Annotated in this window: 5 protein-coding genes and 1 pseudogene; 5 read left to right on the forward strand and 1 reads right to left on the reverse strand. The window is 61.0% G+C overall.

Going from position 1 to position 12,497, the window contains the following annotated elements:
• The first annotated feature begins 675 nt into the window (after positions 1-675).
• A complete protein-coding gene (locus tag sphst_RS20515) occupies positions 676-1,065 on the forward strand; it encodes a hypothetical protein (RefSeq protein ID WP_159043583.1) in 390 nt (129 codons plus the stop codon).
• A gap of 1,285 nt (positions 1,066-2,350) precedes the next feature.
• Positions 2,351-3,838 carry a MobQ family relaxase gene (gene mobQ / locus sphst_RS11080; protein WP_043156592.1) on the forward strand — a complete coding sequence of 496 codons (1,488 nt, stop codon included), beginning with the start codon at positions 2,351-2,353 and terminating at the stop codon, positions 3,836-3,838.
• Between the two features lie 201 nt (positions 3,839-4,039).
• Here mobQ and sphst_RS11085 read toward each other — a convergent pair whose 3' ends face one another.
• A complete protein-coding gene (locus sphst_RS11085; protein ID WP_043156591.1) occupies positions 4,040-7,576 on the reverse strand; it encodes an AAA domain-containing protein in 3,537 nt (1,178 codons plus the stop codon).
• A gap of 191 nt (positions 7,577-7,767) precedes the next feature.
• Between sphst_RS11085 and sphst_RS11090 the strand changes: the two are divergent.
• The 3 genes and pseudogenes from sphst_RS11090 to sphst_RS11100 all read left to right on the forward strand — a co-directional run.
• A pseudogene (locus tag sphst_RS11090) lies at positions 7,768-7,902 on the forward strand (transposase); the annotation flags it as partial.
• Positions 7,903-8,488: 586 nt separating this feature from the next.
• Positions 8,489-10,831: an AAA family ATPase gene (locus tag sphst_RS11095; protein WP_081877487.1), complete on the forward strand. Its 2,343-nt coding sequence runs from the start codon at positions 8,489-8,491 to the stop codon at positions 10,829-10,831.
• Between the two features lie 216 nt (positions 10,832-11,047).
• A complete protein-coding gene (locus tag sphst_RS11100; RefSeq protein ID WP_031393530.1) occupies positions 11,048-12,391 on the forward strand; it encodes an IS1182 family transposase in 1,344 nt (447 codons plus the stop codon).
• The last annotated feature ends 106 nt before the right edge of the window (positions 12,392-12,497 follow it).

Consider the following 12,497-nt stretch of genomic DNA (forward strand, 5'->3'; position numbering starts at 1 on the left):
GGGGGGGGCCGTCCTCCTTGATATCCTCGGCAACGACATAACGGCCCATAATTAGGACATAGCCGTGTACTGCGATCACGTCATGCCTGGCAGCGCGGGCCAAGCCGGGGATGTCCGCACACGCACTCAGTTCGATGTGAACAGAAGGCCGCTCGCGCCATTTAAGCGTCTAAAAGCGGTCAGGCCGTAATCCGCAACTTTTGCCATTCGTGAGCGGGCAGACCAGCAACGTGCGTCCGTCGCATCGAATGTGATTTGCATCTCACGGCGCGAGTGTTTCCCGCATTAATACGTCTCACGCGATGCAAGCCGGAAACTGCCCTTTATTGCAGTTCTGGGCGATCATCATTGCGATCCGCTGCAACTAGTGCAATCGAGGATACGCGGCGCGGTCAATCCCGGCCGTGGGGCGTGGAAACCTCAACAATCACGTGGTCCGGTCGAGCTTCTCGGCCGGGCGGCTGTCACGCATGTCCAAGGCTTGCCTAAAGGTGGCAGCGCCTTGTCCACGTGCAGGGTTTCCAACGCCCGGCTTTTGGCCGGGCTCGCCTCTTGATCAGCAGGAGGCAAAATGTCCCGATCCATTGATACGTCCTACCCTCATACCGAACTGGTTCGCCAGGTTTCGACCGCTAGAAATCTCCCTGCCGACATCAATATGATGGAGCCGCAGCGATGACCACCAACCAGAATTTAGCCGCGAAAAACGGCGACGCGAACACACACGATGGATCGTCTAAAGACGATCCATTAGAGCGTCTCACTGAAGCTTTGCGAGACCTGATTAAAGCGCGCGAACCTGTCACTATGATCACCACTTCCCCGTCCGAAAACGAACCAGAACCGGAACCACCCGAGGTTTCTACAACCGTCGTGCAGCCGAAGAAGGCGAAAAAGCGGGAGCGGCGGACGTTACTATATCCCAATCACTACAGCCTTCGTATCCGTGAGGAAGACAGAGAACGCTTTGATGAGTACGCCTATCGACACCGATTGGAAAAAGGCGCGGCGTTTAAGCGGTTACTGGACATAACCGAAGCCTGGGAAGCCAGCCAGGAAGATTGATGCGGAGGACTGTTCCGGTCGGTGGAAACGGACGTGACAGGCGATCACATGATGGCCGGTTCGGCGGTGATTTCACGATCATTCAGCGGCGCCCGATCGGCCTGTTTTCGTGGTTCCCTTTGACGACAACAACCGACGCAATGCTGCGCTTGATGGGGGGGTAATCGTCATCCGATTGCATGCTGAATGACTTCAGTTTGCACCGCCGAACAACAGAGCAATAGTGATTTCAGAGCCGAAATAATCGGGGGCCAGCGACGTGTTTAGACGGCTTCTCCGTGCGATCGAATGACCTGATCATGTTCGTCCAAAATCATTTTAAAAAGCGCTTCAATGGCAGTGCTGCTTCCAGGTAAACTATCGATTTGGTTGGTCCAGAATACCCCGTCGGACTGACAAATGGGCCTTCTTTTCTGTCAATGTCACGCATAGCGCGCAGGTCTGAACCATGCTGAAAATGTCAGCCGTGAGTGCAGAATAATTTGCATTTTATGCCTGCCACATACGCATTGGTTTGACTCAAATAACCTGACAGAATGACACCAGTTTTTGCTGCATTGTTCGAGAAAATCTAGATCTTTTTGGCGGCAATGAGTGCCGCGAAGTGGGTGCAAGAACGTCGAAATTAAAGTGGCTTTTGTCCCGCATTCCTGAACCGCAAATTCAGACAAGACTGCAGGCTTTGGTGATCTCAGTTGCTGCGTTCGTCCTCAGATTTGTGATAAACCGTTAGGGACTTCCTAAATCAAGAAGTGCTTGGGAAAAGCCCCCGTTCCGACACCGCAGGTCAGGACTAGCTATCGCATTATAGCTTTCAATATCGGCTAATAGCTGGATGGTTTTGGTCGACGTAACGGTCAAAAAAAGGCCCAAACTATGAAGCAGTAGACAGGTTAATAGCCACGAACGTTCAGAGGAAGAAATGGTGCACACGGTTCGACACAATCGGCAGCGGTATGAAAGCAATCACGTCCCGTCTGATGAGAACCGGCTTGTGTTAGGCGGGGCAAAATATTGCCAAACGTACGGCTTGGTCTGCGGCAAGGAGTATCGTAGCGAGCGTTTTCTTCCCAAAATCAGACAATTTGGTATAATCCTCAGTTCGGGAGAGATTGTCAGCTCCATGCAAATGGCGCACTTACACATTGCTTCGCAACGTGGCGCGGCCGGGGCAATCCCCGTCACCCCAGATCAACCGGCCAGTGCCGATTGAGCCAAGGGGCGAGCCCCTTAGCGATCCCGCGCTTACGGCGCGAAATAGAAGAAGAAGGAGGAAGGCCAGGACGTGGCGCAGTATCGCTTCTCAGCTCAGGTAATTAAGCGCTCTGACGGGCGTAGCGCCGTGGCAGCAGCAGCCTACCGAGCAGGCGAGCGGATCGTCGACGAGCGATTGGAAATGCCCTTCGACTACCGCGCGCGAGGCGGCGTGGAGCATACGGAGATCATGCTTCCCGATAACGCGCCGGCAGAGTTCGGCGATCGGTCGACCCTTTGGAACGCAGCCGAGGGCGCAGAGAAGCGCAGCGACGCACGGGTTGCCCGAGAGATTCAGGTGTCTTTACCGCACGAGCTGGACGCCGAGCAGCGTCAAGAGCTTGTCCGCGAGTTCGTCCAAACGGCGTTCGTCGACAAGGGTATGATCGCGGACGTAGCGTTCCATACACCAGACGCCGAAGGCGACCAGCGCAACTATCACGCCCATATCATGCTGACGACGCGGAGCGTTGATGCGGCAGGATTTGGCGGTAAGGAGCGGGATTGGGATAAGCGCGAACGGGTAGTCGAGTGGCGCGAGCAGTGGGCCGAGATACAGAACCGGCACCTTGAGCGGGCGCTTGGCCCCGACGCCCCCAAGGTGACGCACAAAAGCCTTGAAGCGCAGGGGATCAACCGCGAGGCGACAATCCATCTTGGGCCGACCGCCAGCGCGATCGAGCGCAAGGGCGAGCAGAGCGAACGCGGAGACGTGAACCGGGAAATAAAAGCGGAAAACGCCGAGCGAAAGACAATCGGCAAAGAGATTGAATCACTGTACGACGACCTGTCGGTTCGATCGGAGCAACGGCCAAAATTTATCGAATCCCTGCAAAGGGAGTTCGCCGACTACGACAAGACATTGCGGCAGCAAGTGGCGAGCTGGAAAGCGGAGCAGATCGCGGCAAAACCGCCGAAGGTCACGCGCGTCGCCGATGTTCGCCGTGAGATTATCGAGCCCGGCCGGGCCAAGCTCCGCGCAGCAGAACGTGAGCAGGAGCGCACGCGTCAGCGCACAAATAATATCGCAGCGAAACGCCAGACGTTAGCCAGCTTTATCAGGAACCCGGCGCGCGTTATTTGGGCCAAAATTCGGGAAGTGCACGCCCTCGACCGAGCTGCGCGAGAGGTGGCACGCGCAAAGCTGAACGTAAGGCTTCGCCAAGATTGGCTAAGGAGTGATCCGGGCAAAGCCTACGTCATGGCGCAGGTCGACAAGTCGTTCCGCGAAACCGCGCCCGCCAAGCTACAGGTCCGCACCCTTGCGCGAAAAATCAAGCGTGCTGAGAAGCGGATTAAAAACGTTGCGATCCTTCGTGAACGCATCGCAATCGCTGGTGAATTGGGCGTAAAGACGATCACTACTCCCGTTAAGGCGCGCACGCCGCAACAGCTTATCAGGCACGTTGACGCGGGCACTCTAAAGGCGATTTCAAGGGCCAGCCCGCAGCAGCTTCAACAGGCACGCCAGACGGTGCGCTCGCTGGGACGCGGCATGACAATGGGGTTCACGCGATAACAGGGCATTGCCGTTTCCGGCGGCGCTTGTCGTCATAACTCTATGGATTGCGTACCGAGGCTGCCTCCGGAACACTGGCACCGGCTACGTGACGGGGTCGTTACCATAGAGGTGCCGCAGTTTAACCGCGCCGCACGCGCCCTCCAGTGCAGCGGGATCGTGCATCCACCACCCCTATCCATCCGCGTGCCAAAGCCGCCATCAGGTACGAACCGGCAACGATCGCCCTGCTGCGATCAAGGCTAGCCGTTTCAGGCTCGCCTTGATCGTGTCGATCTCACCGCGCAGCTCGTCGCCCCGGTATACCAGCGACGTTTCGACACGCACGTGCGGCCCGGTCCGCTGTGCGCTGAACCAGTTGAACGAGCCGACGCAATAGATCTGGTCGTCGGCAATAACGATCTTGCTGTGGACCTGCTCGACCAGCAGCAGTGACACGCCGATGGCGCGAAGTGCCTCTGCGACCTCGGCATAGATCCGCCGGCTGCGGTCGCTGCCCAGCCGCTCGTCCTCGAGGTTGATCCGCCGATCGGTATAAACCGTCACCGCGACGTCACGGCCGACGGCTGCCTGCATTCGGTCGAGTGCGCCGATCTCTCGGATGCGGTCGAGCCGGATCCACGGCGTCACGATCACGAGCGTCTCACGCGCCTCATCGATCGTCCGCTTGAGGAATGCGTCATGTTCTGCAGCATCCCGCAGCTGTTGCAGGCGGACCCCGGCCTGCTCGAGATCATGGCGGGCCACGACCTCGAAGGCCAGTGCGCTTGCCGGGTCAGCGGTGAGGAACGCGGCCAGCTGCCCGCGTGGGCTCGCAGGTGCTGCAGCCGCCATCACGTCCATGTCGCCGAACAACAAGAAGCTGTTCATTGCGCGCGATACCGCCACGTTAAGCATGCTGGATGACTGGTCGATAAAGCCGCCATCGGCATGCTTAGTGTAGACAGCGGAGAACAGCACGACCGGCCGTTGCGCCCCCTGGAGGGCATGTACCGTTCCTACGGTCAGGCGATCGTTACCGGTGCCGCCTGCCTTGATCCCGACGGCGGCACAAGCCGCCACGATCGCGGCCTGTTGAGCGCCGAACGGCGTGACGATGCCGATGATCCGCGACAACGGGAGGCGATAACTCATCTCGAGCTGCTCGTGGTTCGCCGCCAGCCACCGCGCGATCGTCTCGGCCTCGGTCATATTGTAGCGGCTGTTACCCGCGCTCGACAGGCAGATGCCGTCGATGTGGAGGTAGCCCATTGCCGGCAGGCCATCACCAACCTTGCCCGATGTCCGCGCCTTGCTGCCACGTAGCGGCTGGAGCAGCCCGTGGTAGCAGAGCGCGTTGCAGAAGCCGACGATCTCGTCGAAGCAGCGGCGGTGCTCGAGTAGCATCAGGCCCCGGGCAAGCAGTGGCTCCTGATGGTATCGGCTGGTATGCTGAGCGATGTGCATGACGCTGCCGCTTGCCGATGATTTGCCGGTAGCGGCGAACGCGGCATAGGCCTGCTCGCGCCCACTTTCCGGGAGTAGACCTGCCTGCGTAAGGTTACCGATATCGATGCCGACGCCGACCGACCAGATCGGCTCGATCTGAAGCGTGTCGCCGATGACGAGCGCGCGCCGGGCGAGTGCGAAAGTGCCGCCAGCGACTTCGGGCGTCACCTGTCCCGCCTCGTCGACGATTAGCAGGTCGACATGGTCGTAGAGGTAACGATTGGTCCAGCCGTTGCCCTGCTGCCGAGAGACCGACAGGTGCCGCGGCAGCGTGTAGAATGTCGAGACCACGCAAGGAGTCAGCTTAAGTCGGCGCCGCCACTGCCGGTCAAGTTCATCCAGTGTCTTGGGACGGTCGAGCTCGCCGCGCCGGAGTGCCAAGCGCATGTCGAGAAGCCAGCGGCCTTCCCAATAGTGCGTGGCGAGCAGAAAGATCTCGAAGCGGATGGTCCGGTCGGCCAGCCTGTCGCAATCTGCCAGGCTCATGTCAGCAGCTGGGGTTGAGGACGCGAGATCGGCGATCGCGTTCGCGCAACGTATTTCCGCCGCTGTCAGGGCCTGAAGCGCTGCCGTCGCACGAGCGAGCGTGGCTTCGCGTTCGCGCACAAGCTGTTCGGCTGCGGCTCGGCACTTCGCTAGACCCGGTTCCACCTCGGCAATCCGGTTCCACGTCAGTCCAGCTTCGTCGGCAGGCCACACTTCTTCGAGCATGAGGCGACCGCGGCGCTCGCGCTGCCTTGCGACCGACGGTAGCCAGCCGAGCAGCACGTGCATCAGCGGCTCGTCGGCGAGATGGCGCGACCATGCGGTTGCCAGTGCCGACAGGTTGACGATTTGACCAGCTGCGGTATCCCGCGCAGCGGTCAGGCTGCTCATTGTCGCTTGGGGATCATCCCCGAGCAGCTGTTGGACGCCGGCGCGTGCGCCATCGCGCTCCCGCCATGCCGTCTCGATCTCGCCCAGCCGTGCCGCTTCGCTGACGAGCCTAGCGTGAAGCGCGGTGACTGCGACCGCAAGGGTCGACTCGACCAGCTCGGGAAGGGCAGCATCGGCCGCAATCAAGTATGCCGCCTCGGCTGCTTCGACATAGTCCTGCGACTCGATCTTCTCGAAGAACGATGCGGTCTGATACCGCTGGGCGGCCTCCTTCTCCTTGGTCGAGGCCGGATAGAAGGCGCCAAAGCTGGTCAGCTCGGGCAACCAGCGGCCGGCGAACGGACCGCTTCCCGTCGAAAAATCTGAACCGAATGCGTCGATGATGTTGGTAACGGCCTGGTTGTTCGTCGAGGCTGCGACCACGATCGGCGGTTCGACCTGGCGGATCGCGGCTTCCGCCCACAGGGTCGCCACGACCGAGAGTAGTAGCGTCGTTTTGCCCGTGCCCGGTGGACCGTTGACCGCAACGATTTCGCCATGAGTTGTAACCAGCAGATGTGCGAGAGCACTACGTTGTGCATCCGCCAGCGCATAGTCCGGGCCTGAGTGGGCCAGCCGCTCCGCGAAGCCCGCGCCGGCCGGCAGGCAAGCCTCGAGCGGCGGTGCTTGGTCGGCGGCGTAGCGTTCGAACAATGGCGCTTCGGGATTGCTTGTCCGAATGTCGTCGTAAAGTGGTAGCAGATGGAGGGCAGAGCCTTTCCCGCCTTCATCAGGCTCGATGAAGGCAACGTCGGTCAGCTCATATTCGTCGCCGGGCCATCCTTCGGTACAGACCGCCTCGAGCATTGCCCAGCAATGATCGTCATAGGCCGACCAGCCTCGTGGCGACGATGCGCTGTCAATTGGAGCGTAGTTACCTCGGGCGGCACCGGCTGGTGCCACGGCGTCGCGCGTCATCCAGGCATCGAGCGATGCCATGCTGCCGATCGTATAGGCGCTACCGTCGAGCGGACTAAGAAGGTCGCGGGCCATCCAGGTTTTAGGCTCGAGGCGGACCATACCGTCGCGATCGACGCTCGCTCGGGTGATGAGCGGTGCGATAACGTCGGGTCTCTTACCGGGCGCTTGGCCGTGCTCGGTGCGCGCGACGTACACATAGGGTCGCAGCCGCATATCGATTTGCTTCGTCGTCTCCGGCAGCTTTCCGAAGATCAGCGCGGTAAGTCGCTCCGGCAGTCGGCCGGTGGCCAGATTCTCGAACGGCAGGCGGTAGAAAGCGTTGGCTGCCTTCCGGGTAAGCGCCCCCTTGCCGAGTTCCGCATCAGCGAGGGCGTTGCGCCAATAACCGGCGTGGGTAATCGATCTGGCATCCATGACGCCTTGTTCGGGGTCGGAACACGACGATGCAAGGAGAAGGTGCGTCCGCCTCCAGCTCGGGCAGGGGGGCGTGGATGAAATGGCTGACCACCCTGGCGCAGTTAACGTTGAGGGCAGGGCACTTGTTCTGAGCTGCTGTCGGTTTCGTGGACACCGAGATAAGGCGTTTTTGGAACCGGAGGATGGAGATGCAACGACGGAATTTTAGCCGCGAGTTCAAGCTCGAGGCAGTGAAGCTCGTGCGGGAACGCGGCGTATCGGTATCGCAAGCGGCTCGCGATCTGGACCTGCATGAGAACGTGCTGCGCAAGTGGGTGCGCGAGCAGCCAACCAGCTGTCGCAGCCGCCGACTTCTCGTCGGCGAAGCGCAAAATTCTACAGTGAGCGCCGGAGAGCGGCCGACGACTGAGCGTCTAAACCCCCTCGGTTGTGACACATGCACCGACTTGGCAGCTCTCGACCAATCTATGTCATTCGGAACCAACGATATGGACGGCGGCTTGTGACTTTCCGCTGACCTTGGGAAGGTCCGCTTCCGGACGTGACGAGCGCGCCGATGACGCGGATCCCCGGACGGGAGGGCTGATTCGATGCGACAGGCCGGAACGCCCGCCTTATAATGCTGTTTGTGCTACTTAGGACCTGACTTCCCGCCTTGACCCCACCAAGGCATTGCTAGTTTTATGTCTAGCATAAGCGGTGGGAGGCGATGTTGAGTGAACCTGGCAATTGGGTAGATATACGCCTTGCGGCGGCCATAAAAGCGGCGACTACAAGCGACCATGTATTCCCAGGCGAGGTTGCTGCCGAATTCCGCAAGTTCCTTGCAGGGCCTCTGCAAGAAGCAAGGAAGCCTGCTGAGCTGGATGAGATAGCCACCTTGCTTATCTCTGCAAACCGGGGCGGCAGATGAGGCTGCGCTCCATTAGCCTCCAATGGTTTCGGGGAGCAGCAGAGAGTGCAACGCTCGAACTCGGTGGGCGCTCTGTGGCGATTTACGGGACTAACGGCGCAGGCAAGAGTTCTTTCGTGGACGGCGTTGAGGTCACGCTCGGCGGCGGGAAAGTCGGCCATCTTAGCCACGAGTATTCTGGCCGAAACCAAGAGAAGGGGCTGCTGAATACGGCACGCCCAGCGGGACAGCAAACAGCGGTGAAGATCACCCTGACGGACGGATCGTCTGAGACGCTTACATGGCAGGCTGGCGCTCCGACCCGGACCAAGCAAGGCGCGACGGCGATTGAGCATTGGGACTACCGCCGGACCGCACTCCGGCAGGAGGAGCTGTCGGGGTTCATCCGGGCCACGAAGGGCGACAAGTACAGTGCCGTATTGCCTCTGCTCGGGCTGTCCCATCTGGAGACGACGGCCGAGAACCTCCACAAGCTGGTGAAAGCGATCGAACGAAAGGGCGATTTGCCTACCCTCCGTGCCAAGCTTGACCGCGCGGCCGACCGCCGCAGGGAGGTGTTTGGCGAGCAAACCAGTGACCAGCTCCTTGCTCGCTTGGAGCAGCTTCGTCTCATCTACGCGCCCACGCAGGCTGTGGAGTCTCGAACGAACACCGTGGCCGATGTGCTAATTGCCATCGACGACCAGATCGCCTCCCTCAGCGCCGACCAACGACGGGCAGCAGCGGTTGGCGAGATTGGTGGGAGCGACCTTGCGGCCCGCCTAGCGAAGGTCTCGGAGGCTGCGTCACGAATTGCGGAAGTGGCCGAACCTCTCATCAAGGAACGCCTCGAAGTTTTGAGCGCAGCAAATGATTTCGTTTCAGCGGGAAGCGACCTCCGGGGCTCCATTGCGTGTCCGGCGTGCGGCAAAGAAGTCGATGCTGACGAATTCCGGGTGCACGTGGCCAACGAACGAGACCGGCTGTCAGCAACTCAGAAAATGTATGACGAGCATCGGGCGGCCGTTGGGGAAGTATGCGAGGAAGTCGCCCGCCTACGGACCGTTTTCGGGAGGGAGGATTTGGCCGGTTGGCGGGCTAGCCTATCAGCCGACCTTGCTGAGCATGCCGCCTACCTCGCGGCGCTCGCGCCTGCCGACCTGAGAAACAGGTGCGGTTCGGAAGATATTGCGGAGCTTCAGGCAAGGGTTCTGCCAGTTGTCGCGCGGGCGGCCGAGGACGCCAAGGCCTCTCCCCCACAGGTTCAGACTTTGGTGAATCATCAGGCGGAGGGCAGGACTCTCCAAGAGTCCCTGAAGGCTGGCGCACTGCGGGCGGGACTTAACCGAGCCAACGCCCTGATCAGACTCGTCAAGGAGCTAGAGGCTGCGGTCAGGGAGGAAATCGCGGAGCGGGCGCGCACGACCTTTGAAAACATTTCTGGTGACGTGCAGCGGTACTGGAAGGTCCTCCAGCCCAATGACGTGATCACGGACGTGCGGCTCGTGGTACCTGAGGATAATGACAAAGCCGTGGAAGTCGCTCTCCGGTTTCACGAGAAAGCTCAAGATAGCCCGCGCCTTACACTCTCGGAAGGTCAGCGCAACGCTCTCGGGCTCTGCATCTTTCTGGCAATGGCGCACAAGGCTGCGGATAAGGACTGTCCCATTATCCTCGACGATGTGGTCATCAGTTTCGACCGCGAACATCGCTCAAGGGTAGGGGCTTTGCTGCGGCAGGAATTTCCGAACCGGCAGGTTGTCCTGCTGACCCATGACCGAGAATGGTATTTCGAGCTGCAGCGCACCCTGCCTGGAACACACTGGGGGTTCCAGCGGCTTCGACCGTTCACCACGCCGTTCTCCGGGATCACCTTCGCAGACCACGGCGTGGACATCACGGCGGCGAAGGCCCGAGCGAAGACGGAGCCTGAAGAAGCGTTGGGAAACGTCCGCCGGTTGATGGATGTGGCGCTTAGTGAGGTGGCGGAGAGGATCGGTCTAGCCGTCCCGCATATGCGGGGCGATGACAACGACCACCGCACCGCTGGTCAGTTCCTTGTGGCTTTGGAGCGCGCGGCCACCAAATCCTTCCGCAAGAAAGCTGGGGACGCTTACGTTCCTAACGCTGACGCTCTCGCTGCGATCAAGAAGACAAAGCCTGAGCTGGCGATCTGGGGAAACCGAGGGACTCATACGTTTAGCGGTAGCACGACCGAAGCGGAGGAACTGATCGACGGATGCGAGGCCGTCCTCGGAGCTTTCATGTGTGATGGTTGTGGGACCCCGGTCGGCGTCTATGAATCGACAGGAGGCAAGGTTGAATGCCGGTGCGGGAACCTGCAATGGCGGCCGGGGTAGCTCCAAACGTCGAATATTGGTGAGTCCCGTTTCGGAAGAGACACGGATGTCCGCTATTGGCATAATCAGCCATTCAGCAGCGAGACCGCGAATGGCGGCTTCTTCCCAAAGGCCGCCCATATGAGGTGTCAGAACCGGACGAGACTGTTGAAAAACGCGTGCTTGCGACGACGAGGAAGGCGTGATTCACTCCTGCCAGGCGGCGGGAGTATGGACATGATGGGTCGGCAGGTGGCGCAAGGCGCGCTGTTCTACGGTTTCCGGCTCGACGATCATGTGCCTGCCGACCACCTTCTCCGGCGCATCGACGGCGTGCTGGACCTCGGCTTCGTGCGTGAGGCGCTGGCAGCGAGCTACAGCGCGAGCGGTCGACCCTCGATCGATCCGGAGCTGATGCTCAGGATGCTGCTTGTCGGCTACCTGTTCGGCATCCGCTCGGAACGGCGCCTGTGCGAGGAAGTGCATCTCAACCTCGCTTATCGCTGGTTCTGCCGGCTCGATCTGGGCGACCGAGTGCCCGACCATTCCACCTTCTCCAAGAACCGGCACGGCCGCTTCCGCGCCTGCGACTTACATCGTCTGCTATTCGAGCAGGTAGTCGCGCGGTGCGCCGCGGCCGGGCTGGTAACGGGGCGCGACTTGGCGGTGGACGGCAGCACGATCATGGCCGCCGCCAGCCGCGAGAAGAAGCTGAAGGGGGCCGTCGCCGCAGACGAGCTTCGTGCCGGGGAAAGCATATCGCGACCCGTCGCCGAATATCTGGCGGCGCTCGATGCCGCGTTGCCGCCGGACCCCGACGAACCAGCGCCCGTCGATCCGACCAGCATCTCGCCGACCGACCCGCAGGCGGCGCTGACCTGCAAGCACGGACCGGCGCGCTACGCATACGCCATTAACCCCCTGCTCGACCTCGACACCGACTGCATCCTCGACGTGGAGGCGACGCCCGCCCGCTTCGCAGCCGAGGTGGCGGCGACCCGGACGCTGGTGTCACGCGCCGGCACCAGGCTGGGCATCGAACCCGAGAGCCTCGCGGCTGACAAAGCATATGGCAGCGGCCCGTTGCTCGGCTGGCTAATCGACCGGAAAATCACCCCGTACATCCCGGTCATCGACCGCAGCCGCCAACGCGACGCCTTCTTCACCCGTGATGCTTTTCGCTATGACCGCGAGGCCGATACCTATCGCTGCCCGGCCGATAAGCCGCTCGGCTATTGCGGCACCAAACGCGCCAACCAAGTTCGCGTATACCGAAGCCATGTTGCCGATTGTGCTGGCTGCGAACTGAAGCCCCGATGCACCGTCAGCCGGAAACGCAGCATCACCCGCCTCGTCAGCGAGGATGCCCGCGATGCCGCGCGCGCCCTTGCCGGCACCGACGCCTATGTGCACGCGCGGCGTCGAAGAAAGCGGATCGAGCGCGTGTTCGGCCACCTGAAACGCAACTTGGGGCTACGAACGCTCAAGCTGAGAGGCCTCGCCGGAGCAGCTGAGGAGTTCTCCATGGCTGCCGCGGCATACAACCTCCAGCTGCTGGCCCGGCAGGCCGCGCCGGCCTGATACGCGGCGCATCCTCCGGTGCCCGGCGTCACCTGTCATCCACCACGCTGATCCCACGCGATCCTTTTTCAACAGTCTCGTACGGTTCTGACGCTTGAGATAGGTC

This window comes from Sphingomonas sp. STIS6.2 (assembly GCF_000732685.2).
Lineage (GTDB): Bacteria > Pseudomonadota > Alphaproteobacteria > Sphingomonadales > Sphingomonadaceae > Sphingomonas > Sphingomonas aerolata.

Excerpts from the sequence above, each read along its gene's own strand:
- sphst_RS11085 (WP_043156591.1), bottom strand. The coding sequence starts at position 7,576 with ATGGATGCCAGATCGATTACCCACGCCGGTTATTGGCGCAACGCCCTC.
- sphst_RS20515 (WP_159043583.1), top strand. The coding sequence starts at position 676 with ATGACCACCAACCAGAATTTAGCCGCGAAAAACGGCGACGCGAACACA.
- sphst_RS11095 (WP_081877487.1), top strand. The coding sequence starts at position 8,489 with ATGAGGCTGCGCTCCATTAGCCTCCAATGGTTTCGGGGAGCAGCAGAG.
- sphst_RS11100 (WP_031393530.1), top strand. The coding sequence starts at position 11,048 with ATGATGGGTCGGCAGGTGGCGCAAGGCGCGCTGTTCTACGGTTTCCGG.